Source organism: Kangiella sp. TOML190, from assembly GCF_023706045.1.
Lineage (GTDB): Bacteria > Pseudomonadota > Gammaproteobacteria > Enterobacterales > Kangiellaceae > Kangiella.
This window is the reverse complement of the sequence record NZ_BQYL01000001.1, coordinates 731,228-755,821: the sequence shown is the minus strand read 5'-3', so window position 1 is coordinate 755,821 and position 24,594 is coordinate 731,228. Positions and strand designations below refer to the sequence as shown.

General features: G+C 44.1%; 25 protein-coding genes and 1 riboswitch. Of the genes, 18 read left to right on the top strand and 7 right to left on the bottom strand.

Features of this window, described 5'->3' with window-relative positions; genetic code table 11:
• Positions 1-37 precede the first annotated feature (37 nt).
• Together NFS34_RS03635 and NFS34_RS03630 are read left to right on the top strand one after the other, a co-directional pair.
• Complete coding sequence (locus tag NFS34_RS03635) at positions 38-823, top strand: outer membrane lipoprotein-sorting protein (RefSeq protein ID WP_251358525.1); 786 nt, start codon at positions 38-40, stop codon at positions 821-823.
• A gap of 14 nt (positions 824-837) precedes the next feature.
• Positions 838-2,187: a hypothetical protein gene (locus NFS34_RS03630; protein ID WP_251358524.1), complete on the top strand. Its 1,350-nt coding sequence runs from the start codon at positions 838-840 to the stop codon at positions 2,185-2,187.
• A gap of 67 nt (positions 2,188-2,254) precedes the next feature.
• Here the strand turns inward: NFS34_RS03630 and NFS34_RS03625 are convergent, their stop codons facing one another.
• The 3 genes from NFS34_RS03625 to NFS34_RS03615 all read right to left on the bottom strand — a co-directional run bounded on the left by NFS34_RS03625 (position 2,255) and on the right by NFS34_RS03615 (position 4,469).
• A complete protein-coding gene (locus NFS34_RS03625; protein ID WP_251358523.1) occupies positions 2,255-2,638 on the bottom strand; it encodes a rhodanese-like domain-containing protein in 384 nt (127 codons plus the stop codon).
• On the bottom strand, positions 2,635-2,928 hold the full coding sequence (locus NFS34_RS03620; RefSeq protein WP_376707961.1) for an ArsR/SmtB family transcription factor: 294 nt from the start codon (positions 2,926-2,928) through the stop codon (positions 2,635-2,637). Before NFS34_RS03620 ends, NFS34_RS03625 begins: the two co-directional genes overlap by 4 nt.
• Before the next feature lie 80 nt (positions 2,929-3,008).
• Entirely contained in the window at positions 3,009-4,469 is a 1,461-nt protein-coding gene (locus tag NFS34_RS03615) for an aminotransferase class V-fold PLP-dependent enzyme (protein ID WP_251358521.1), read from the bottom strand.
• Between the two features lie 142 nt (positions 4,470-4,611).
• On the opposite strand from NFS34_RS03615, the gene NFS34_RS03610 reads away from it, so the two are divergent.
• Positions 4,612-5,094 (top strand): histidine phosphatase family protein, encoded by a 483-nt coding sequence (locus NFS34_RS03610; RefSeq protein WP_251358520.1) that lies wholly within the window; start codon positions 4,612-4,614, stop codon positions 5,092-5,094.
• 10 nt (positions 5,095-5,104) lie between these two features.
• On the opposite strand, the gene NFS34_RS03605 is transcribed toward NFS34_RS03610, so the two are convergent.
• Together NFS34_RS03605 and NFS34_RS03600 are read right to left on the bottom strand one after the other, a co-directional pair.
• Positions 5,105-6,625, bottom strand: a complete 1,521-nt coding sequence (locus tag NFS34_RS03605; protein ID WP_251358519.1) for a YifB family Mg chelatase-like AAA ATPase — start codon at positions 6,623-6,625, stop codon at positions 5,105-5,107.
• A 25-nt stretch (positions 6,626-6,650) separates the two neighbouring features.
• Positions 6,651-7,616, bottom strand: a complete 966-nt coding sequence (locus NFS34_RS03600) for an integron integrase (protein WP_285834444.1) — start codon at positions 7,614-7,616, stop codon at positions 6,651-6,653.
• A gap of 212 nt (positions 7,617-7,828) precedes the next feature.
• Between NFS34_RS03600 and NFS34_RS03595 the strand changes: the two genes are divergently transcribed.
• The 5 genes from NFS34_RS03595 (at position 7,829) to NFS34_RS03575 (ending at position 13,312) form a co-directional block, all read left to right on the top strand.
• Positions 7,829-8,500 carry a phytanoyl-CoA dioxygenase family protein gene (locus NFS34_RS03595; RefSeq protein ID WP_251358518.1) on the top strand — a complete coding sequence of 224 codons (672 nt, stop codon included), beginning with the start codon at positions 7,829-7,831 and terminating at the stop codon, positions 8,498-8,500.
• Between the two features lie 718 nt (positions 8,501-9,218).
• Complete coding sequence (locus tag NFS34_RS03590; RefSeq protein ID WP_251358517.1) at positions 9,219-9,392, top strand: hypothetical protein; 174 nt, start codon at positions 9,219-9,221, stop codon at positions 9,390-9,392.
• 508 nt (positions 9,393-9,900) lie between these two features.
• A complete protein-coding gene (locus tag NFS34_RS03585) occupies positions 9,901-10,344 on the top strand; it encodes a DUF4399 domain-containing protein (RefSeq protein ID WP_376707960.1) in 444 nt (147 codons plus the stop codon).
• Between the two features lie 228 nt (positions 10,345-10,572).
• A complete protein-coding gene (locus NFS34_RS03580; protein WP_251358515.1) occupies positions 10,573-12,810 on the top strand; it encodes a hypothetical protein in 2,238 nt (745 codons plus the stop codon).
• 133 nt (positions 12,811-12,943) lie between these two features.
• Positions 12,944-13,312 (top strand): DUF1428 domain-containing protein, encoded by a 369-nt coding sequence (locus tag NFS34_RS03575; protein WP_251358514.1) that lies wholly within the window; start codon positions 12,944-12,946, stop codon positions 13,310-13,312.
• 1 nt (position 13,313) lies between these two features.
• Here the strand turns inward: NFS34_RS03575 and NFS34_RS03570 are convergent, their stop codons facing one another.
• Positions 13,314-14,015 carry a hypothetical protein gene (locus NFS34_RS03570; RefSeq protein ID WP_251358513.1) on the bottom strand — a complete coding sequence of 234 codons (702 nt, stop codon included), beginning with the start codon at positions 14,013-14,015 and terminating at the stop codon, positions 13,314-13,316.
• 80 nt (positions 14,016-14,095) lie between these two features.
• Between NFS34_RS03570 and NFS34_RS03565 the strand changes: the two genes are divergently transcribed.
• The 3 genes from NFS34_RS03565 (at position 14,096) to NFS34_RS03555 (ending at position 16,273) form a co-directional block, all read left to right on the top strand.
• Positions 14,096-14,644, top strand: a complete 549-nt coding sequence (locus NFS34_RS03565; RefSeq protein ID WP_251358512.1) for an adenine phosphoribosyltransferase — start codon at positions 14,096-14,098, stop codon at positions 14,642-14,644.
• A gap of 400 nt (positions 14,645-15,044) precedes the next feature.
• On the top strand, positions 15,045-15,548 hold the full coding sequence (locus NFS34_RS03560; protein ID WP_251358511.1) for a DUF4870 domain-containing protein: 504 nt from the start codon (positions 15,045-15,047) through the stop codon (positions 15,546-15,548).
• A 122-nt stretch (positions 15,549-15,670) separates the two neighbouring features.
• Entirely contained in the window at positions 15,671-16,273 is a 603-nt protein-coding gene (locus NFS34_RS03555) for a hypothetical protein (RefSeq protein WP_251358510.1), read from the top strand.
• An 11-nt stretch (positions 16,274-16,284) separates the two neighbouring features.
• Here NFS34_RS03555 and NFS34_RS03550 read toward each other — a convergent pair whose 3' ends face one another.
• Positions 16,285-17,841: a phospholipase D family protein gene (locus NFS34_RS03550; RefSeq protein ID WP_251358509.1), complete on the bottom strand. Its 1,557-nt coding sequence runs from the start codon at positions 17,839-17,841 to the stop codon at positions 16,285-16,287.
• A 118-nt stretch (positions 17,842-17,959) separates the two neighbouring features.
• Positions 17,960-18,102: riboswitch (TPP riboswitch) on the top strand.
• A 90-nt stretch (positions 18,103-18,192) separates the two neighbouring features.
• Here NFS34_RS03550 and thiC point away from each other — a divergent pair.
• From thiC to NFS34_RS03515, 7 genes are all read left to right on the top strand, one after another.
• Positions 18,193-20,088: a phosphomethylpyrimidine synthase ThiC gene (gene thiC, locus NFS34_RS03545; RefSeq protein WP_251358508.1), complete on the top strand. Its 1,896-nt coding sequence runs from the start codon at positions 18,193-18,195 to the stop codon at positions 20,086-20,088.
• Between the two features lie 3 nt (positions 20,089-20,091).
• A complete protein-coding gene (locus NFS34_RS03540; protein ID WP_251358507.1) occupies positions 20,092-21,150 on the top strand; it encodes an FAD-dependent oxidoreductase in 1,059 nt (352 codons plus the stop codon).
• Entirely contained in the window at positions 21,134-21,346 is a 213-nt protein-coding gene (gene thiS, locus NFS34_RS03535; RefSeq protein WP_251358506.1) for a sulfur carrier protein ThiS, read from the top strand. The genes NFS34_RS03540 and thiS overlap by 17 nt, the downstream gene beginning before the upstream one ends.
• Before the next feature lie 76 nt (positions 21,347-21,422).
• Positions 21,423-22,193, top strand: coding sequence for a thiazole synthase (locus NFS34_RS03530; protein ID WP_251358505.1), 771 nt, complete (start codon positions 21,423-21,425; stop codon positions 22,191-22,193).
• A 9-nt stretch (positions 22,194-22,202) separates the two neighbouring features.
• The gene (gene thiE / locus NFS34_RS03525; protein ID WP_251358504.1) at positions 22,203-23,693 is read left to right on the top strand and encodes a thiamine phosphate synthase; all 1,491 of its coding nucleotides are present in this window, start codon (positions 22,203-22,205) and stop codon (positions 23,691-23,693) included.
• A 4-nt stretch (positions 23,694-23,697) separates the two neighbouring features.
• Positions 23,698-24,015, top strand: a complete 318-nt coding sequence (locus NFS34_RS03520) for a rhodanese-like domain-containing protein (protein WP_251358503.1) — start codon at positions 23,698-23,700, stop codon at positions 24,013-24,015.
• Between the two features lie 96 nt (positions 24,016-24,111).
• Positions 24,112-24,594, top strand: coding sequence for a PH domain-containing protein (locus tag NFS34_RS03515; protein ID WP_251358502.1), 483 nt, complete (start codon positions 24,112-24,114; stop codon positions 24,592-24,594).

Below are 24,594 nucleotides of genomic sequence, written 5' to 3'. Positions count from 1 at the left end.
AAAAACAATGTGTTAAAGCGAAAGCGAAGAGATAAATATGAATAAATTGATGGTTACCCTAGTTGCGATGGTATTTTCTGCTAGCGCACTAGCGAATGAGCAGAATAAGGTGGAGCAAATTGTCGCTCAAGCTTACCAAGCGTTTTATTATGCAGGCGATGATGGGCAAACTAAGGCACGTATGTTAATCGTGGATAATAGTGGCAATAAGCAGCTGCGCCAATTTAATATTTTTCGCAAGGATAAGCTTGATGGTGGCGCTCAGGATTATTTAGTGGTGTTTGAAAAACCCACCGATGTTAAAGACACGGTTTTTCTAGTGAACAAGAAAGTAGCTTCAGAAGACAATCGTTGGCTCTATTTGCCAGGGCTGGATCTCACTAAGCGTATTTCAGCAAGCGATAAAAGAACCAGTTTTGTCGGCTCGCATTATTTTTATGAAGATATTTCAGGGCGTAATATCGAATTAGATACCTTTGAATTTCTAGAAGAATCGGCAGACACTTATACCATAAAAGCCATACCCAAAGATCCTTCCTCGGTGGAGTTTGACCATTATCAAATTATTATTGCTAAAACAACGAAACTACCAATGTTGATGCAATACTTTAAAAAAGGAAAACTGTATCGCCAAGCAGAAATCTTAGAAAGCGAAATTATTGACACTTACCCGACCGTATTGAAATCAAAAGTTACCGATTTGGAATCAGGCGGCTATACCCTGGTGCAATTTAGAAAGCCAAGTTATGACCTTGGACTAGAGAATCTCTTGTTTACGGAACGGTCCTTGCGAAATCCGCCTAAGACTTTATTCACAAAATAATCACAAAATAACTTATGCAACCAGCCGTAAAATCTTTTTCAAGCTTAGTATTGTTGTTAATCGTTGGTTTGCTCTCACCACTGATGCCACAAACGGTTTTGGCTGCTGAAACTAAAGTTATAGCAAAAGAGCAACAAGATGAAGATCTTTGGGAAGAAGATCTGTGGCAAGACGAGTCGGCTAACGAAGCTTCAGCTTGGACCGGTTTTATTGAATATGGCTATGGCGATCGGCTCTCTAGCGATCCATTATTTTCCAAGCAGCAGACGCTAAATGAAGCGCGAGTACATTTACAAAAAGATTGGAGCTTTAATACTAGCTTTGTCGATTTTGCAGGGGATCTTTGGTACGACCATGTGTTGAACGAAATGGATGCTGATATCCGAGAGCTTAACCTAAACTTTAGTGCTTTTGGAAATACCGACTTTAAGATGGGCCGGCAAATTATCACTTGGGGTACTGGTGATCTGTTATTCTTGAACGACCTCTTTGCTAAAGATTGGAATGCTTACTTTAACGGTCGCGATGATGCTTATTTAAAAAAACCGACCAACGCGGTGAGAGTATCCAGTCATTTCGATACGCTTAACTTAGACTTAGTGTGGACGCCAAAATTTACTCCTGATGATTATATTGACGGCGAACGCTTTGCCTTTTTTTCGCCATTGGCGGGAGAGAATCTCGGCGGAGCCGATTTGATTAATCCATCAAGACCCAAAAAAGAATTTTCCAATGGGGAATTTTCTTTACGACTGCATAAAAATTATCAAGGCTATGAAATAGCCCTATATGGCTATAAGGGTTTTGCCAAACAACCGTTAGGATTATCAGAAAATTTCAGACCGACTTTTCATGAGCGTAATGCTTATGGTGCTAGTCTGCGAGGAAACTTAGCCGGAGGCGTATTCAATCTTGAGTGGGTGCGGGAAAATGCGACAGAAGACCAAGCTGGAACGGATCCATTAGTTACTAATAGTCTTAGCAAATGGTTGGTCGGGTTTGAATCTGAATGGCTATCGAAGCTGACCGTTTCTTTTCAATATTATGTGGAAAAAATGCACCATCATTCAGAGCTTGTTAGCAATTCTTTTTCCCCAGAATTCGAACCTAGCGAATATCGAGAGTGGCTAACCAATCGGATTGTGTATTCGGCAATGCAAGATAAGCTGCGAATCAATTTATTTAGTTTTTATTCTTTAACGGACGAAGATTATTTTTTGCGCTGGAATATTAGCTACCGGCAAAACGATCAATGGAGTTATACGTTTGGTGTGAACCAAATTGATGGGGATAAAGCTGATACTTTTTTTGCCCAATTTGAAAAAGCATCCAATGCCTATTTTCGAGTGCGTTACAGTTTTTAGCCGTATAAAAAAAGCGGCTAAGCCGCTTTAATTGCTGTTAACAACAGTTACTCTTACGATTTTAATATTACGGCTTTATCAGCTGGCCGCCCGATTCAGTCCATTGCTTAATACCGCCTGCTACCGAGTAAACTTTCTTAAAACCAATTTGTTGTAAACTTAAGGCGCTACAGGCTGAGCGACCGCCTGAGGCACAATAAACATAAATCGGTTGGTTAAAAGCGTCTTCTTCTGGCAGCTCTTTGAGCATCGGTAAATTAAACACATTAAACTCAAGAACTCCTCGCGGGATCGCTAAAGCTCCGGCAATCACGCCCTGGGCATGTTCTTGCGGTTCGCGCACGTCAAAAATCAGCGCTTGGTTATTTTGCGCTTGTTTAAGATCATCTACCGAAACTTCGGTGACTTGGCTTTTAACATTGGCCATGTAGTTGGCGATAGCAGGTTTCATTGGCACACCTCGGGGCAAAAAATATCGTGCATTAGGTGAATAATACGTGCTGCATCATTCGAGGCAAGTTTATAGTAGATGGTTTGCGAGTCGCGACGGGTCGCAACCAACTTTTCTTTGCGCAACAAGGACAAATGTTGCGAGAGCGCCGATTGACTTAAGTTGGGTAACATCTCATTGAGCTGTCCGACCGATAGTTCATTTTCATGTAATATGCACAAGATCAATAAGCGCTGTTCGTTGGATAAAATCTTTAGTAAAGCTGCTGCCTCGGCAGAGTTTTCCATCATCTCTTTGCTGATTGCGAATGCGGGCACTGATGTTGTCACGTTTAAAACCTCGAAATTTAAGAGCCGATAGCTTAGGGCTTCTAGGGCAAAACTGCAAATCCGGCTAAGGATTGGTATTGGGTATTATGATTAGGGGTAAATTCGCCGCAACACGGATCAAACTGATAATCTTTTGACCATTCGGCAGCATTCTCTACCACTGCCTTGATCGCCGCTACGATTTTTCGCGCATCTTCGTCGGTACTGGTGGGGTGCATGGAAACACGAACCCAGCCGGGTTTGTCGGTTAGATCGCCTTGATCAATACGCTTGGTGATCTCTAAGCTGGTGACCTGATCGACGTCGAGCAAAATATGGCCGTAGGTTCCGGCGCAAGAGCAGCCGCCACGCGTTTGAATACCGAATCGATCATTAAGCAACCGTACGATAAGGTTATGGTGCAGTCCTAATACGTAAAAAGAAATCACGCACAGGCGATCGGTTTTATCCGCCTCAAGAATGTGTAAATTAGGAATTTGTGATAATTCTTGCATCATGTAAGAAGATAGCTCTTTTTCGCGCGCCACCATTTTGTCCACGCCCATCTGCTCTTTAACCTTGATCGATAAGGCCGCTTTAATGGTTTGCAAAAATCCAGGGGTGCCGCCATCTTCGCGCGCTTCAATATCATCAAAAAAGCGATGCTCGCCCCAAGGGTTGGTCCAAGAAACGGTACCACCGCCAGGCTGATCGGGCACTTCGCAGTCATACAGATGCTTATCAAATACTAAGATCCCGCTCGAACCTGGGCCGCCCAAGAACTTGTGCGGCGAAATAAAAACAGCATCCAGCTTTTGTGCGGGGTTTTCTGGGTGCATATCAATATCGACATAAGGTGCAGAAGCTGCAAAATCCACAAAACACAAGCCGCCGTGCTGATGCATGATTTCTGCCATCTGATGGTAAGGCGTTTTGATCCCCGTAACGTTCGAGCAGGCGGTAAAAGAGCCAATTTTAAGGGGTCTATCCTTATAGTCTTCCAACAACTGCCGCATATGATCGAGATCGGGGCAACCTTGTGCGTTGGCTTTTACGATTTCCACCGTCACTTCACATTCGTGCCAAGTGGTTTGGTTGGAATGATGTTCCATGTGGGTGATCAGCACCAGAGGTTTTTCATGTTCGGCGATGGTTACCCGTTCGCGCCATTTTTCTGGAATGCGTAATCCCAACATGCGTTGAAATTTATTGATAACCAGCGTCATTCCAGAGCCGGCAGCAATTAAAACGTCGTTTTGATCCGCATTCACATGACGTTTAATGATCTGCTGTGCCTCATGATAGGCGTGAGTCATGGTAGTGCCTGTCAGGGTCGTTTCGGTATGCGTATTGGCAACGTAAGGGCCAAGAGTTTTGGCTAAATAGTCTTCAATTGGGGCATAAAGACGGCCACTGGCGATCCAGTCGGCATAAATTAAGGGTTGTCCGCCGGCCTCGGGATAAGGGTGATTATGGCCAATGATGTTATCACGAAAGGGCTGGAAGTATTGCTCTAGACTCATGAGGTTCAACTATTATATTAAGTTTGGCTAATGTAACAAAAAATACTGCTTTTACAAGCAAAATTGTTAGCAAATGTATATTGGCATTATGCCTGAAACGAATGCAAGCTATACTAAGAACTTCTCAGTTAAGGATTTAGCTATGAAAATCATGCGGTTAGTTTGTGTTTTGTTGGCGTTAGCCAGTGTTACAGCAGTGGCGGACAGCCATATCTTTTTAGTGCGCCATGCAGAAAAAGCGGTGGATCAAGGGCGCGATCCGGCCTTAACCGAACAAGGAGAGCATAGAGCGAAAAAAATAGCTAACTTGCTAATTAATAGTGATATTTCTCAAATTTATAGCACAAACTTCCAAAGAACCCGGCAAACCGCAGCGCCTTTAGCAACGCAATTGGGACTAGAAGTGAAGCTATACGATCCCCGTAAACTTGCCGAATTTGCCAAGCAGCTCAAACAGCAATCGGGCAATATTTTGGTGGTGGGCCACAGTAATACCACTCCGCAATTAGCAGCGTTGTTAACCGAGCAAATGGTTAATCCGATGACGGAAAAAGAATATCAGCATTTGTTTTTAGTCACTCGAATGGGTGAAGCATCGAGTTTACTGAAACTCTCCACGGACTAAACTATGGGTTTTATGGCAACTGCGCCAAATAACGTTCCAGTTTGCGATAGCCCAAGGTTTCACTGATATGAGCGGCTTCAACAGCCGGCGATTGCCCTAAGTCTGCGATGGTGCGCGCCACCTTAATGATGCGATGGTAAGAGCGAGCGGAAAGGTTAAGCTGTTTTAAGGATTGACTGATTAAGCTCTGCGCTTCCGACGATAGCTGGGCATATTGCTCTAATTCGCTTGAGGCCAGTTCGCCATTAAGCTTTCCTTGTCTTGTTATTTGTAAGTCTTGGCATGCCAGCACTTGTTGCTGGTAATCATGGCTGCGCATAACGCCTTTGGGATTGCCCTGGGTCAGCTGTTGATCACTGAGCAGCGGCACTTCGACTTGTAAATCAATGCGATCCAGCAGTGGCCCAGAAATTTTGCCAAGGTATCGCCGGATCTGATCGGGAGTACAGCGACACTGACCCTGGCTATTACCAAAATGACCGCAGGGACAAGGATTCATGGCGGCGATCAATAAAAACCGCGCAGGATATTCCATTTGTGAAGCGGCCCGCGAAATGGTGACCTTGCCAGACTCCATAGGCTCGCGAAGATTATCCAAAACGTGCCGATCGAACTCGGTAAACTCATCAAGGAATAATACGCCGCGGTGACTTAAGGAAATTTCGCCGGGCTTTGGGTGGCTGCCGCCGCCAATCAGCGCTGGCGCCGAGCAAGAATGATGCGGCGAGCGGATCTTTCTTTGAAAAAAGCTGCGCGCATCAAAACCAAAGTGACTAACGGAATAAATTGCGGCAGACTCTTTTGCTTCTCGCTCGTTCATGGGCGACAGAATAGTCGGCAAACGTTGCGCTAACATACTTTTGCCAGTTCCTGGCGGGCCTACCAACAGCAAATGATGACTGCCGCTGGCAGCAATTAACAAGGCACGCTTGGCGGCTTCTTGCGCGATCACGTCCGATACATCTACGGGATAATGATAGCCGTTAATATGGCTTGGTGGTGGACAAGAAGCCAATTCATTGTGTTGATTCAGCAATTCGCATACCTGCAATAAATGGTTTGCTTGCAGAGCTTTACTGGCAGGGATTAACCCTGCTTCTTCAGCGTTGTTCGCAGGTACGATTAATGTTCTGCCGGCCTCTTGGCAGGCAATACCAATCGGTAAAACGCCTTTAATCGCTCGTAGCTCGCCTGTTAATGCCAGTTCGCCAACAAACTCGTAGCGATTTAAACGATCGCCATTAATTTGTCCAGAAGCAGCTAAAATTCCTAAAGCAATCGGCAGATCAAAACGCCCGCCTTCTTTGGGCAGATCGGCTGGAGCTAAATTAATGGTAATGCGCCGCATGGGAAAATCGAAATTAGAATTTATAATCGCTGAGCGCACTCGATCTTTAGATTCCTTGACCGCTGCTTCAGGCAAGCCAACTATCGATAGGCTTGGAAGCCCGTTGGACAAATGAACTTCCACCGTAACTAAAGGTGCCTCGATTCCAATTCCTGCGCGAGAGTAAACAATGGCTAATGACATTCCGTGTCCCTTTTGTTAATTATAATTACAAGTTATCCAAGGGGCTTCTAACGGCGTTCGCCCCTTTATCCATTACATGAGTGTAAATTTGTGTGGTTTCAACATTTCTATGGCCAAGCAGTTCTTGCACAGTGCGTATGTCATAGCCATTTTCTAATAAGTGAGTGGCAAAAGAGTGCCTAAAAGTGTGGCAAGTGGCGTGTTTATAAATGTTGGCGGCTCGAAAAGCTTTATTAATAACTCTTCCAATCGTTCTAGGGTGGCGATGGAAGCTCCGACGGATACCAGTGACTGGATCCGGGGGTAAGCTATCAGAAGCGAATACAAACTGCCACGCATAGGCAAAATGCGCGCTTGGCACCTTTTTGCCTAATGCTTTTGGTAAATGGACGCCATGCCATTGGCGTTTGGCTCGTAACGCTTGGTATTTCGTTAGGCATTTTTGTAATTGTGATTCTAAAAGGCTAATAGAGTGATTCGAAAGAATGGTAACTCTGTCTTTATTGCCTTTGCTTTGTCGCACCATTAAAGTTTGATTTTGAAGGTTAATATCTTTAATTCTTAACCGTAGTGCTTCGGAAACACGAAGGCCAGAGCCATAGAGTAAAGAAGCAATAACCTCGTATTCACCGGATAAATGAGTAAAAATAACGCCGATTTCATCACGGGTAAAAACGGTGGGTAGTTTTACAGGTTTTTTTGATCGCTGAATATCTGTTAATTGACCGAGGGGATTTTTTAAGATTCTTTTATAAAGAAATACTATGGCATTGAGAGCAATTTTTTGGGTGCTAATACTGACATTTCTAGTGACCGCCAAATATGAAAGATAGTTACTAACATCTTTTTCAGATAAATTTTGAGGATGGTCATAAGCATGAAAGCGAATATAGTCTTTAATCCAATACAGATACGTTTTCTCAGTTTGGAAACTGTACTGGTTGACCCTCATTATATTTCTTATAGAATTAATAAAAGGCGATTTAGACATTCCATGTCCTCTTTGCTATTTTGAATAGATAATAAAGGATGGCCACTAGAGGGTTAAGAGATAAGAACTGCAAGGCCTGTAAGCTAATTCCTAAAAAAATGGTACAAAATGCTGAAAATACTACGGGAACCAAAATGTCCTCTTAACAGGGGTAATTAAGAGCAAAAGGGATCTAAAAAATAAATGTCTTATAAATCAATTAATTATGCGCAATGTCGCATATTCAACTGTTACACATCATGACTGAACTATGTGCCAAGTTCGACCAACAAGGTTTTGTAATCGTAAATAACGTTGTAGCAGTTACAGATCTTAAAGCGATATTGAAGCTTTGTGAATCTGAAGTATCATCGAAAGCTGGAACCCGAAATTTACTGCAACATTCCATAGTCAAAGAGCTATCAAAGCGCGTCGCCGAAAAATTGGAAAATTACGGCCTACTTCCGAAACCAAATGTCGCGGTCCAATGCACCTACTTCCATAAAAGTGAAAGTAAAAACTGGCTTGTAGCATTGCACCGAGATAAGAGCATTCCTGTTCGTGAAAAGTTCGAAACGTTGGGCTGGTCTGGCTGGTCGAAAAAAGAAGGCACATACTTTGTTCAACCGCCAGAGCACGTATTGCAATCTTTGGTAGCAGTTCGTGTGCATATTGATCACACTACTTCTCAAAATGGAGCGTTACAGGTAGTCCCATACTCACATAACGGAGTAAACTCGCATGAACGAGTAACCTGTGAAGTACGGGAAGGCGGTGCGTTAATCATGCGGCCTTTGCTGCTTCACGCTTCATCAAAGCTCGAATTCGGAGTTAGAAGGGTACTACACATTGTTTACGGCCCGCCGGAACTGCCACTTCCAGCTGAGTGGGCTCATGCTGTGTAACAAGGCAATGAACTGGACAAATTTACCGTTAGCCGTTTTGCGCATGGGCTGCGCCCAATTTTATGCGCAAAACAGCTAACGGTAAAATCGCCAGTTATCGCGGCGTTATGAGGCAAACCCCTTGGTGTCGCCGCCCGCAGAGAGTACTGTTTCAACCAAGCTTAACCCAACAACTTCGCTTTTTCTAACCCGCCTAAATCATCAACGCATTGGGCTTCGACCGCCACCCTACCAATTCTCTCAAGTTCATCGTTGGCGGCTCGGCAAGTCCTCCGCAAGATTAAAAAAAAGCATCGTGTTGCCGCCATTTAGAGTTCACTGCCCTGCCAAAGAGGGCCAAGTTAAACTGCCGTTTTGTAGTCCATGCAAATAGTAAAATATGCGGTAGCGTAAAGCGCAAAGGTTGCGTACTATCACGCTCATGGGTGGCGGCGCTGTAAAGCCCTCGCGTAATTCGCTCACTGGGTGCGGACAGAAATCGCGCGCTAACGACGGGTGGAGTTTTGAGCAAAGTTAACCGCTGAGCGTTCAGCTTTACGTCACTGTTAGAGTTCGTAGCAATCTGGAACAAGGAGTTTGCCCCTTATCGCGGCGTTATGTGTAATCGAGCATGGTAGAAATATTCAACAAGTTGACGGATTACACGCTGGCGCTTAGAGAGGGTCTCGAATCCACGAGCGAGGCCAGTGAACGTCCTTTTATCATAGGGCGTCTAGCTGTGGCCGCCGAGATGTATGCGTTACTGCATGAGTCAGGCAACGTTGCTTCCATCCACGACCTAGTGCACTCTGAAATTCGCGCACATGGCTGGTCATTCGTTTCGGGTCAGGCCGGCGAAGTTCTAGCAAATAAATGGGTGGTGTTTACTAATGCAGCTGGCATCGAGCAGTAATACACATAACAAGAACCGGCAGTGCGCCCCTACGGGGCCGGACGCAAAAACCGCTGCGCGGTTTCTGCGCCGCTGCGGTAGGCGTTATAACTCAAGGGGAGCTGAGATTGCTAAAGTATTTAGTCACTCTCTTCATCATAATGTTGAGCTCATGTTCTGTAAATGAGGTTAGAGAAGCTTCTGAGTTTAAGCAGAGTTGGGAATTGGCTGGCAAGAATAGCGCTGTATCTTGGCGGTATGTAGGTGAAATCGATTACAGTTATTTTGTTACGGAAAGGCTTCCATTTAGGCGCTCAATTGGCATAAATTGAACCTTGGTTTTGTTGCTAAAGGCAAGGTTTTGAGTAACCTAAATTTAGGCTCTAGGGTAATGGGTCAAGTTCCTCAATACTAAAAGATGTTATAGTAAAACCTGATAGTTTTGAGTGAGTTGAGTTGTTAGCTATTATCGTCGCTAGGATTAAATGTGCTGCAGTTTGGCTCTGGTGAAAATAGGATATGAGTTATGCTGAAAATTACTTTGCCGAAAGTTTTGCTTTTTGTCGGGTTGCTGTGGTTAAACCTAACCTCGGAAACTGCTGCTAACGAGTTGGTTAGTGACGCCCCAGAAAATGCTGAAGTCTATTTTATTACGCCGCAAGATGGACAAACCCTCAAGTCGCCTTTTAAGGTGGTCTTTGGTCTAAAGAACATGGGGGTGGCGCCAGCCGGTGTGGACAAAGAAAATACTGGCCATCATCATTTATTAATCGATCTGGAACAATTGCCAAATCTAACCCTGCCTTTGCCCTCAACGGATCAAGTTCGCCATTTTGGCGGCGGTCAAACCGAAACTGAAATTACCTTACCAGCGGGTAAGCACAGCTTGCAATTATTGCTTGGCAACTATTTGCACGTGCCGCACAAAAGGCCAGTGATTTCCAATAAAATCGAGATAATAGTCGAAGAGTGAGCTTAGCTTGCTTGCTGATTTTTGGTCTTATATAACTCTAGAGAAGTCCTTTTAAGCTCATTCCGTAAAGCTGGCTTTACACTTCTTATAACGAGTTTTAGCGGTTGTGAGTATAGTCACAGCGAGAATGTATATTTCGCAATCGGGTAATTGATATTTTTATGTCATGCTAGCCTGTGCTCTAGATCTTAGAGTATTTGGATATTCATATAGCAAGGAGATGTAAAAATGGAAAATAGTAAAGGAGATGCTTTAAAACTAAAGTTATCTCTTCCCCCCGAATTAGCTGAAAAAGAACTGCAAGCCTTTGTGTTTAGTACAGGAGGAAAGCCGCTAGGTAATGCTAAGGTTTCTGACAATTGCGAAGCAAATATTAAGCTTGCTAAAAATGTTGATGGTCGAAACCTAAAATTGGTAATTGCTCCAGCTTTGGAGAAGGATCAAGCAACACCGAGTTTAAAGCAGTTGCAGCGTTTTGGCGCTTATGGTGCTGATTCTCGTTTTATTGCCGAGCGACCTGAAATTGAACTGAAAATCCCGCGCGATTTTATTTTGCCCTTGTTGTGTTTTTGCAACGTTAAAGGCAAGGTTATCAATCGCGTTAGCCTGCCTGATGGGACGGTTCAAGATGCGCCTGTGTGTAACGCCAGAGTGCATATTTGCGAGGTTGATCCCTGGTATTTAATTCTACCGAAAATTCCTGATCGCGATATTTTTAGACTAAAAGAGGATTTACTCGAGAAGCTCTACCCCGTTAGAAGACCGAAAATTCCTGATCCCTTCCCTGATCCGATTCCTGATCCTCGCCCTGATCCGATTCCGCCAGAGTTTGAATTGAGAAGAGACTTAAGTCTCGATTCGGCTGCGGTATCTGGTGTTGCTAATCGTACTTTTGATAATAGCGCTAGGGGATTAAGCGAAGCTAGAATGGCGATCAGTAATGATCAGTTTGCTTTTGAAGCTTTAGCTAATGCTAATGATGCGATGGCTATAAGAAGACAGTTGCTAAACTTGAATCGCTATTTATACCCCTATTGGTGTTGGTTTAGGTATTTATGGCCACTCTATAGAAAAGATTGCATCAAAACGGTTGAAGTTGATCATCAAGGTCACTTTTCTACTACCATCTTTTATAATTGTAATGACCACCCGGATTTGTATTTCTGGGTTGAGCAGTTGCAAGATGGAGTCTGGCAAACGGTGTATAAACCGAACGTTGCTTGTAACACCTATTGGAATTATGAGTGCGGCAGCGAGGTGGTGATCAATGCGCCCAATGCGGAGCCTTGTGAAACTCCAGAATACGATATACCCGATGGCGTTACCTTGTTCGTGCTACCGTACAAAATTGGTCATACTCCAATTTTTGGCAATCCTTCTGGTGTTACACCTCCGATTGGTTGGCTCAAGCCGGACGGTTTCTTGGACTATAATAACAGCGCCTTAGGTACGCTTTATAACGCACCTTTTGCGCATGTGTTGCACTTCTTTCATGATGATTCGTATTTTATCCCTAAAGGAGATACGGATCCGGGATCTGATGACAATAGCATTAAGTATTATCGTTATTCTTATCGCCGCGTGGGTACTAGCGGTTGGACCGCCATGACCGCGCCCCAGAATCGTAGATATCGAATGGAGTATGACGATGGCAGTCTACCCACTTATGAAACGTACCCGATACCGCCACAGACGGTTGGTTCCGAGTCCAATTTGTTTGAGTTTAAACCGCGTACGCCGCCGCCAAGAGCAACTGATCCGGCTACGGTGGTGGTTCGTGAGTGGTTAACGGGCAATTTGAACGATGTTGCAGCGAGTTGGGATACCAGAGGAGTGGCACCGCCGATGAGCAGTACCAATTTGACGGATGATGCTGGAACTTTTGAAGTTCAGATTGAGGTGTTCAATGCTGTCGGGCAAAAGATCATGCCAGGCGCTGATACTTTTGAGTTCTTAATGCGAGACAGTACCGACCCGACTCTGTCGCGACGGGCTGAGGCTGCGGAAGTGGTGGCTGGCGGCTTAGTGTTTAAGGTGCATGTTGATAACAATTTGGTTAGTTCAGCGTTGCCGCAACCCAGTATTGGTGGTGTTTCGGCTAGCGATGATTGTGGCTTCTTACGCTATGATAGCCCATCGACTGCGGTACATATTGAGTATCAAGCTGAGCATCCTAATAACCATGCGGTGTTTGACTTTACCATTATTCGTGGTTCCAACGTGCTTGGGCTGGCTTCAACCAGTTCGCCTTATGTTGAAACCGCTGCCGTAGCGGCACCGCCATACACTAAAGTGGGTTCAACTTATCAGAATGACTTTAGTGCATCCGACTTAGTGGGTAGCTGTATCAATGCTGCTTTTGCCGCTGATCTGGATGTTTGGGGTAAAGCTACCAATGGTTATAAGCGTCTTGGTATCGATAGCCACAGACTAATAGCGTTTGCTTTAGCAGAAAATAGCGCTTGATTTAATCATTGTTTAACTGCTTAAAGGTACTCATTGGAATGAACGTTATGGTACGCGTTATTCTGGTGAGTGCCTTTTCATGCCTTAGCGGTAGCTTTTTGCTGCAAAAAATTCAATAAAAAAGAGGTCAAGAGTGGCACACTATATCGATGGTTTTATATTGCCGATACCACGCGATGGGTTAGAAACCTATCAAACAGTGGTTAAACAAGTCGCTAAAATTTGGAAAGAGCATGGCGCACTTGATTATACGGAAAATGTTGGCGACGATTTTAGCTTAGAGGGCGTTGGCTCATTTTTTAAAGCGGTAAAAGCAGCTGAAGATGAGGTAATTATTTTTGGTTGGGTGACATTTGAGTCTCGTCAGGCGCGTGATTTGGTGAATAAAAAAGTTGCAGCTGATCCTAGAATGGCGGATCTGATCAAACCGTTAGTTAATACAAAGAGACGGATCTTTGATGCTGAACGAATGTTGTACGCGGGTTTTCAGCCATTATTCTAGCTTAAATTATGGCTAGTAGTTTGATCACTGCATTTTTTAGCGCTTCACAGGTGCGGTTTAAGTTTTGTTGAAACTGCTCTGCGGTCGGGTGTTTGCCATCAACAAAATCCGTAATTGCTTTTACTGGCAAAAACGGCTTCTGGTACAAATGGCAAACCCAAGCCAGAGCGGCGCATTCCATTTCTTTACAGTCAGCGTTATTTTCCTGCATTAACCGATCACAATCTTGGTTAAAATCGAGCGAATTGCTGGTGCTAATAAAGCCTTGTGTTAAATTGAGTTTGCGAGCTAACTCCGATGTGTCCATGCAAGGATAAGAACCGCGACCATAGGCTTCGAAAGTAGGGATCGGAATTCGATGGTCGTGATAACGAATAGGACTTTTACCAAGATAAACTTGAGCAATTTTTGCTCCTTTGGTTTGCCAGCCGCCTGCGGTTCCAGCGTTAATCACTAGGTCAGCATCGAACAATTGCAAAGCCGCTTGCAAACCGACAGCCGCAGGCTCGGTGCCTACATTATCAACGCCATACAGTGTGCTTTTACCAGAGGTCACAAGTAAATAGTGATGTTTATCCTTCTTGCCCGCAAAAGTTTGCATGGGTAAAGCCTTAGGTAGTAAAGAAGTGATGGTTAAATCTAAGGCCTCAATGATCGGTTGCGCTTCGGACTGCATGGCGACATAAATTAGAATGTTTTTCATGATTAACTTTTCACTTTAAGACTGAGCTTGCGGTATTATGTGCGCATTATAACTGAAGTTGTTATGTAAAAAATTGTATTATGAGCAGCCAGTCCATTGATATCGAAACGCTTGTAAAAGCTAATGTCCGTGAAGTCGCAGATTTTCCAAAAGCTGGAATTTCTTTTAAAGATATAACGCCGCTACTGTTGGATGCAAAAGTATCCCAACAAATTCTTACAGCGCTAATTGAACATGCTAGACCATTAAACTTAAGTGCCATAGTCGGTATTGATTCGCGCGGATTTTTATTCGGACCTTCTTTGGCGCGCGCCTTAGGGCTTCCCTTCGTCTTGATCCGCAAAAAAGGTAAGCTACCCGCCGATACTATTCAAGTAGACTATGATTTAGAGTATGGAACGGCTTGTTTAGAGATACATAAAGATGCGATAAAAGCTGGTGATAGAGTGCTGATTCATGATGACTTGTTAGCAACGGGAGGTACTGCAATTGCAAGTGCGCAATTGGTGCAGCAATTAGGCGGAGAAATCGCGGGCTTTGCCTTTGTAATCGAATTGGCATTTTTGCAAGGCCGCCAATCGCTCCGGCAGTATGGTTCATGTTTCAGTTTAGCGGACTACCAAAGTTAATAGTTATATTAATGATTTTCACTGCGCTACTTAGTATCTCGGGGCAATTACCTGTCGCAGTTGGCGCGGAAGTAGAAATACTCCAAAAATAACCAGCAAAAACAATAGCTTATCGCATTGCGGCGTCATTTTGGATCTCGCCAATTATTTTCCTGTTTAATATTTCCATATAAATCAAAGGTTTATCTAGGTTTTACTAATTGAGCTGCTTGCTTTTATTTTTTAGCAAACAAGAAGGTTTCACAAAAAACTTATACAAATCAATGTGTTAGTTAATACTGGCTAATGCAATTGGCAGCAGCATTTTATCGTCAATTCCTATCACTCTTGGTTACATTTTGAAATAAGTTTCTTTGCTAATCTAAAACCGTAAATTATGAAACGCGGAGAAATAAAGCGAATGTCAGATAAAGATAAAAAACCAGCGGCTACCGAAAATGCTACTGAAAACGTGGAAGCGGTCGACAGTGCTAGCGCAGAGAGTGAACAAGCTAACGAGCATGCGCAGCAAGAAAGAGTGATTGAGGGCGAAGCGGAAGTCTTAGATACAGAAAGCGCCAGCGGCGATGAAAAAAGCTGGTCAATGTTCGCCCATTTAGCTGCCTTTGTCGCAATGGTGCCTTTGATTCCTGTTATCGGAATGGTGCTGGGCCCATTGGTAGTCTGGTTATTGAAGAAGGAGTCGATGCCTTTAGTGGCGGAAAATGGTAAAGAAGCGCTGAATTTTAATATCAGTATGTTTATTGCTTATTGTGTAGCACTAATCCTTTGCTTTATCTTAATTGGAATTCCGTTGCTGTTTGGACTGATAATTTTCCACTTTATCGTAACCATTTTGGCAGCAATTAAAGCAAGTGAAGGGGGCGTTTATAAATATCCTTTTTCACTAAAATTAGTTCAATAGTTGTTAGTTAGTAAAACTCCTAAGAAACATAACAATAATTATAAAAGCTACTCTCTACATACCCCCGGCGACATTAGTCGCCCTTTTTTTTATACTATCTAAAAGTAATCATTGGAAAAGCCATGGGTACAAAGCAAATCGCTACGGCCATTGTCGGCGTTTTAGTCTTGCTCATTATCTATAAAGCAAAGCAACCCGTAACGCTGGGTGATGGAGTAATGGCCGCTGATGTTCCCTATCAGAAGCCCATTAACGATCCGATTAGTTTCGAACATGCTAACTTCGAAGTAACGCCTTTGGCGGATTTTAATATTAAAGCTAAGGTAATTTTAAAAGAAGATTATCGTTACGATAAAGGTGCTGAGATTTCGCCAACGGATCTGGCGTTAGGCTGGGGGCGAATGTCAGATGAGTCGGTGTTGCAACAGATTGAGTTTTGGCAAACCGGTCGTTGGTATCGCTATCGATACGATAAAGCGCCAATTCCGCAACAAGAAATTCAAACACATAGCGCCAATATGCATCTGATCCCCAGTAGTAGTTATATTGCCAAGCAGATCAAAAAGATTAAAGCGGGACAAATCGTGGAGCTCCAGGGCAAATTAGTTAAGGTTAGGAATAAAGAATCCAACTGGCGCTGGAAAAGTTCTTTAACCAGAGAGGATACTGGCGATGGCGCTTGTGAGTTAATTTATGTAGAACAGCTGCATCTGGTTGAAGGTTAGGCTGGTGAAAATTAAATTTGATCCTCAATCGGCAAAATAGACACCAACCAAACCTTAAAGCGCATCCACCAACTGGTTTCGGGTTCTTTGTCGTATACTAGGGGTTGTTGCTCTTTATCGATCGCGTGCCAGCTTAAATCTTCATCCTCATCTAACTCCAATTTCCATGCAGATTCTGGAGTCGTTAAGTTTTCGAAAATTCTTGCTAGTTTTTGATTAAGCGATGCACTGACGATCAGTATTGCCATTTCCGTGTTGATTTTGATGGAGCGCGGATCGAAATTGGCAGAGCCGACAATGCTTTTATCTTGATCGATAACAAAGGTTTTGGCGTGTAAGCTGGCTTGCGAGCGTGAGCGAAACCATTTCTGGCGCTTGGTTTGTTTGGCCGAAGATCGTAACTCCCAAAGTTTGGCGCCAGCCTTGATAAGCGGTTCTCGGTAATAACGGTATTTACTGTGAACGGCGCTAACGTCGGTGGTGCTAAGGGCGTTGGTTAAGATCGAAATCTCAACACCTTGTTTAAGTTGTTTTTGTAAAAACTCCATTCCGGCACTGGTGGGCACAAAATAAGCCGAAGTAATTAGTAGTCGTTGTTGACCGTTAGCAAGAACTTGGCCAATTTTACTGCCTAACATTTCCTCAAAACCGATTTCAACTTCTGTTAGCGCTTTGTCTGGCGGATCCGCATACACATAGGCATTACCCCAAGAGAGATCCAATCGACCTTGCCGCAGCTGGGTCAGAAAGTTAGATTGCTTTAGCGCATTAATAAATTCTGAATTTTTAGCGTCTTGCAAATATTGGTTAGTAAGGCTGCTCAGTTGGCTGAAGCTTTTTTCGCTATCCAGTTCAATCAGTAAATCAATCGGTACGGACAAGACATGATTCCAATAGTCATCGAAGTATTGATGACTGGGTTTGACGATCTCGCCAATCGCCAACACATCAAGATCTTGAAAATCAACATGGGTATTGGAGAAATATTGATCGCCAATATTACGACCTCCAGTGATAGCAATCATACTGTCGGCGACTAATAACTTGTTGTGCATTCTGCGATTAGTTTGAGAAAAAGTGCCTGCTTGCTGCAGAGCTCGGGACAGGCCGCTGCGCCCTCGAACCGGATTAAAAACTCGAAGTTCGATATTCGGGTGGTGGTTAAAGGTGGCTAGCCAGCGGTTATCCAAGGCGCTGCCAATATCGTCCAGCAAGATCCGTACTCGAACTCCGCGCTCAGCGGCTTGGATCAATTTGGCGATAAGAATTTTTCCCGAAACGTCTTGGCGGAATATGTAGTATTGCAGATCCAGTGAGTGTTGTGCTTGATCAATTAGCACGGCGCGGGCAACAAACGCTGAGAGCCCATCATCCAGCAAGTGAAAAGCTGACTGATCGGGAGCCTTATCCTCCAGTAGAGGTGTTATAGCTTGATAAATTGATCCTTCTTTAACCATGGGCATCAAATAACTGTCGGTTCTTTGGCTGGGATCGTAATGAAACGTTTGGCAGCCGATAATCGAAAAGAATAAACAAACACAAGTTAACAGCTTTGTTTTCAATCTCAAATAATGGATCATTTGCTGGGCGATAAAATTATGATGCAACTAATTGGCAAAAAGTGCAAATAGGACTCGTAACTGCCATCGGATGAGGTGAAAAGTTGCTAAAAACCGGTATAATAGATTGCAACTCTCGGGGTGCCTTCTGTTCCTAGTTTGCGCGTTATGCGATAAGTAAGGATTAACAACTAAGGCTGAGATGCACTACGCAAACCCGTATAACCTGATCCGATTAGCATCGGCGGAGGGAAGAGTAATTCTTAATCAAAGCTTTAACGCTAAGTCTTTGTAATCATTACACTTTCCTAGGTTCCGTCATGCCAGCCGTGATCGCCAACGCTTGCTGGAGATAACGCCATGGCGAAAAATGATCCGATTGAGTTGTCCGTTGAGGGCAAAACAAGCCATACCATTACTCGTGATCCTTTACCTAAATCTAAAAAGATTTATGTAAACGGAGACATTCATCCTGAAATACGAGTACCGATGCGTGAAATTAGTCTGACCAATGGTGAGGCGGTAACGGTTTACGATACTTCGGGTGCCTATACTGATCCCAATGTTGAAATCAATGTGCGCAAGGGATTAACCGAAGTGCGTCGCGACTGGGTGCTCGCGCGTGACGATGTGGAAGAGTATCAAGGGCGTGAAGTTAAGGCGATCGATAATGGCTATGATGACGATGCCAAAGCCTTCGCGACGCATAATCCCGATCTGCAGCGCAAACCCTTGCGTGCCAAAGCGGGACAAAATGTAACCCAGCTGCATTATGCGCGCCAAGGGATCATTACTCCAGAGATGGAATATATTGCTATTCGTGAGAATCAACAGCGCGCTGCCTTGCAACAAGAATTTTCCAATGATGAACGCGAAGCTCGCTTAAAAGGCCAATCTTTTGGCGCCAATACCCCCAAGCAGATCACTCCGGAGTTTGTGCGTGACGAAATTGCTGCAGGTCGCGCCATTATTCCAGCCAATATCAACCATACCGAATTAGAGCCGATGATCATTGGGCGTAATTTCTTGGTCAAGATCAACGCCAACATTGGTAATTCGGCAGTCACTTCAAGCATCGAAGAAGAAGTGGAAAAGTTGGTTTGGTCAACGCGTTGGGGGGGCGATACGGTGATGGATCTTTCCACCGGTAAAAATATTCATGCTACCCGCGATTATATTTTGCGGAATTCGCCAGTACCGATTGGCACTGTGCCGATTTATCAAGCTCTGGAAAAAGTCAATGGCGTTGCCGAAGATCTGACTTGGGATGTATTCCGCGATACGCTAATTGAACAAGCCGAACAGGGCGTGGATTACTTCACCATCCATGCCGGCGTCTTATTGCGCTATGTGCCGCTGACTGCTAAACGAGTCACTGGTATTGTGTCGCGTGGCGGTTCGATTATGGCCAAATGGTGTATCGCTCACCACAAAGAAAACTTTCTTTACACCCACTTTGAAGAGATTTGTGAAATCATGAAAGCCTATGACGTTAGCTTTTCATTAGGCGATGGTTTACGTCCAGGCTCATTAGCCGATGCTAACGATGAAGCACAATTTGGTGAGTTGGAAACGCTTGGCGAATTAACGAAAATTGCTTGGAAACACGATGTACAAGTAATGATCGAAGGCCCAGGTCATGTGCCGATGCATCTGATCAAAGAGAATATGGATAAACAACTGGAAGTTTGCGATGAAGCGCCTTTTTATACCCTTGGCCCTTTAACCACTGACATTGCGCCAGGTTATGATCACATTACTTCTGGGATTGGCGCGGCTATGATCGGTTGGTACGGCTGCGCCATGCTGTGTTATGTCACGCCCAAAGAGCATTTGGGGCTGCCCAATCGCGATGATGTGAAAACGGGCATTATTACTTACAAGTTAGCGGCGCATGCGGCGGATGTTGCCAAAGGTCATCCCGGTGCTCGCTATCGAGATGATCAATTGTCGATGGCGCGATTTGAGTTCCGTTGGGAAGATCAATTTAATTTAGGGCTAGATCCTGATACCGCTCGCGAATTTCATGATGAAACCTTGCCAAAAGATTCTGCCAAAGTTGCGCACTTTTGCTCTATGTGTGGGCCAAAGTTCTGTTCCATGAAAATTAGCCAAGACGTTCGCGACTATTCTGAGAGTCTAGGGGCTGATGAACAGCAGAAACTTTCTAGCCAAGAAATAGAAAAAGGTATGGCAGAAAAGTCAGCTGAGTTTAAAAAACAAGGTAGCGAAATTTATGTGGAGCTGCAAGACTAGCTCATGCGAATTGCGGTAGTCGGCGCTGGAATTGCTGGGCGAATGCTTGCCTGGCGATTGTCCAAGTTAGGAGCTGAGCTTGGATTTGAAATCTCGATTTTCGATAAAGCTGCGCGGCATAGCCAAGCGGCTTGCTCTTATGCGGCCGCTGGAATTTTATCACCATTAGCCGAATTAGAAATGGCCGAGCCTAAAGTTTTTGAACTGGGCTGTCGCTCGCTGGAAATTTATCCGCAGTGGTTAAGCCAGCTTTCATCGCAGGTGTTTTTCAAGCAACAAGGTTCTATTGTCGCCGCACATGGCCAAGACAAGGTTGAGTTAGAGCATTTTTATCGATTAATACATCGTAAGCTAGATAATGTTGCTGACTATGCACAAAAAGTTGACCTTGCGATTAAAGATCAAGAATTGGCTTCTTTGGGCGAGGGACTCTTTTTACCAACAGAAGGTCAATTGGATCCCATAGAATTATTGCAAGCACTGGATAGAGAGCTGGATACTATTGTGTGGTATGACAATACGCGGGTAGTATCCATCGAAAAAGGCTTGCTTAAAACGGAGCATGATACCCATGCTTTTGATTGGGTATTTGATTGTCGCGGCTTAGGAGCAAAAGAAAGTTTACCATTACGGGCTGTGCGTGGTGAATTGCTGTGGCTCGAAGCTCCAGACGTTAACATCAAAAATTTAACCCGGTTAATGCATCCGCGTTATCGAATTTATATAGTGCCAAGACCGAATAACATCTATTTGGTGGGTGCGACTGAAATTGAGTCGGAAGATTATTCGCCAGTTTCGGTTCGTTCCAGCTTGGAGTTATTGTCAGCCGCTTACAGTGTGCATAAAGGTTTTGGTGAGGCGCGTATTATCAAGTCAGTAGTTAATTGTCGGCCGGCCTTAGCGGATAATTTGCCCTTGATGGAGCTGGAAGATGGCATTGGCAAAATTAATGGTCTTTATCGGCATGGGATCTTATTGGCACCAGCTTTGATTGAAAAAGCGATAGAGCAATTATTAGAATCTATTGATAGTAAAGAGGAAGTCTATGCAGTTAATGCTTAATGATCGGACGATAGAAATCGAAACGCCGATGACGATTAGTCAATTTATTGATTGGTTACAAGCTAATAACCAATTGGAACAAAGCAACTTCGCTGTGGCAGTGAATATGGAGTTTATTCCAAGATCAATTTATGCAGAAACCGCATTAAACGAAAATGATAAGGTAGAGATCGTTTTGCCTATGCAAGGCGGTTAAAAATTCCAGTTACCGCGTATCGCGCTAACCTAGAACAGTAAATAAAAAATAGAGTTTAAGTAACGAGCAACAGCGTATGTTAACAATTGGTGGTAAAGACATTTCAAGCAGATTATTTGTCGGTACGGCGCTCTACCCGTCGCCACAGGTTATGCTGGATGCGTTAAAAGCTTCAGAATCGCAGGTGATTACGGTTTCAGTGCGCCGTCAAGGAAAAGGTGGCGAAAATTTTTGGAGTCAGATTAATCAACTGGACTGCCATTGGCTGCCGAACACCGCCGGCTGTCATTCAACCAAAGAAGCGATCACAACGGCCGAAATGGCGCGTGAAATTTTTCAAACCAATTGGATTAAACTCGAAGTTATAGGCGATGATTATAACTTACAGCCAGATCCGTTTCAGCTAGTCGAAGCGGCTAAAGCATTAACCCAGCGCGGTTTCGAGGTCTTTCCCTATTGCACCGATGATCTGGTTTTATGCCAAAAACTGCTGGATGTGGGTTGTAATATTTTAATGCCTTGGGGCGCTCCGATCGGTACAGGCCGAGGTTTAACCGATCCCTATGCTTTGCAAACTTTACGCGAGCGTTTACCGGACGTACCCATGGTGATTGATGCTGGTTTAGGTTTGCCATCGCACGCAGCAAAGGCTATGGAAATGGGCTACGATGCTGTGCTGCTAAATACTGCAATTGCGCAAGCGGAAGATCCGGTAATGATGGCTTCAGCATTTAAAAATGCGGTTAACGCAGGACGCCAGGCTTTTGAAGCTGGGGCGATACCAGAGCGCGATTTGGCTAAGCCGAGCACCCCAGTGGTTGGCACCCCTTTCTGGCATAACGATTAAAAACAATTCATGAATCAACACTCTCAGAAAAGAAAACCAATCGTCTGGTCTGTTGCCGGATCGGACTGCTCGGGTTTGGCTGGACAAGTTGCCGATATTCGAGCAATAGAAGCTTTTGGTGCGCATCCGTGTATGGTAACTACAGCAGTTACTGCGCAAAATTCAAAAAAAGTACTGGCGATTAATCCGTTATCGGAAGAGCAAATAACGGCACAATTTAATGCGCTTAAAGATGATTTGCCAGCGGATGCGATCAAGGTGGGATTATTACCCACGGTTGATGCGATTAACGCTTTAAAAGAATTTTTAAAAGAGTATCAAGGTAAGTTAATTGTTGATCCGGTTATGGTGAGCTCCTCAGGCAAACAATTGATGGATGAGGCGGCACAAGTTGCTTTTAAAACCTTATTTCACCAGATTGATCTATTAACGCCCAATATTCCCGAATTGGAATTATTAACTGCTCGTAAAATCGAAAAGTTAGAGGATATTGAATTTGCGGTGGATGATATTTTATCCGCTGGAGTTAAAGCGGTGTTAGTTAAAGGCGGTCATGCGGACGAGGATTTTTGTGCCGATTATTTTTGCAGTGATTCGCTTGAACAAGAAAGTGAATCTTTTTGGCTAAGTAGCGCACGCCAGCATCGGGATAATACCCGTGGCACTGGTTGTGTTCTGGCGGCGTCTATTGCTACCGCTTGGGCGCTCAATCATTCGCTAAAAGATGCGATTGTGATTGGTAAAATGCAAATCAATCAGGCGATTGAGCATGGCTATCGAGTCGGTATGGGTAAGGGGCCGTTAAAGCCTTTACAGTGGCCAGCCAAACAAGAGTATATGCCGCAACTGGCAAAATCTTTTATAGAACAAGATTATGCTTTTCCACCTTGTGCCGATGAAAAACCGTTGGGTTTATACCCGGTGGTGGATCGGGCGCAATGGTTAGAGCGTTTATTACCTTTAGGGATCAGCACTGTTCAACTGCGAGTTAAAGACTTAAGTGGCGAGCAGTTAGAGCAAGAAATTAAGGCAGCAATAGCCATTGCTAAAAAATATCAAGCGCGTTTATTTATTAATGACTATTGGTCGCTGGCGATTAAGCACAATGCTTATGGCGTGCATTTAGGTCAAGAAGATCTGGATGGCGCTGACTTGCTAGCGATTAGCAAAGCGGGCTTGCGACTTGGGATCAGTACTCATTGTTATTATGAAGTGGCGCGGGCGCATGCGATCAAACCCAGTTATTTAGCTTGTGGCCCTGTGTATCATACCGAGTCGAAGCAAATGCCGTGGATCCCGCATGGGGTGGAAAATTTGTCCTATTGGGTTAATACCATGAATGAATATCCGTGGGTGGCGATTGGCGGCATTAACTTGCAAAGAATGCCTGAAGTGGCTGCAACCAAAACTTCAGGGATTGCCATGATTTCAGCGATAACCCAAGCGGAAGATCCAGAGGCGGTGACGTTGCAAATGATGAAAATTATCCAAGAGTACTAGCAAGATGGCTGAGTTTATTCCGCAAGAATCGGATCAAGTGCAATGGATCAACTGGCAAGAGCTAGAAATCTGGTTAGCTCAAAATAACGCCCCAGCGCTAATCGATGTTAGAGAAGAAGATAAACATCTCGCCAATAACCTCGGTGGCGACAATATTTCGATTTTGGAATTTTCTAGTCATATTAATCAGCTCGATCCTGATGAGCCGATAGTTTTATACTGCCAGGTAGGGCAAAAAAGTTTTAACGCCGCGACTTTGTTAATTCAGGCTGATTTTACCAGCGTTTATAGCCTTAAGGGTGGAATTGAGTCAGTAAGATAACTCATTAGATTAAAATAATTGGTTACAAGCTAAGACTAGTGGTTAGAGACATTTTCAGTATAATAAAATCTTAACAAAGTTAATTAAATTCTTGGCATGTCATTGTTCGAACAGATTCCTGAAGATGCACAATCTTTAAGTCCAAAGTCCATTACCATCACACGGATTATTTTTTCAATTTTTAGTATCGGTGTTCTCGCCCTTGCGGTTTTTATTGCTGTGGTTAGTGGTGAGTGGACACGCTTCGGCTACGGTTTAGTCGCAGCAATTCTACTGTGGTTATTCGGCTTTTTCTGGTCAAAGAAGCGATACGATTATAGCCGTTGGTGGTTTAGCGAAGAGGGTTTATACCTCCAGCGGGGTGTTTTTTGGCGCAAAAGAATTTTAGTACCGCAAAACCGTGTTCAGCATACGGACGTTGCTCAAGGGCCTCTAGATAGAAAGTATCATCTTGGTAAATTGGTGGTGCATACTGCTGGCACCAGAGATGCTTCGGTTACTCTATCTGGAGTTGAGTTGGAAGTGGCTAATGAACTTCGCGATAGACTTATTGATTCGGAACAAACCGATGCAGTGTGA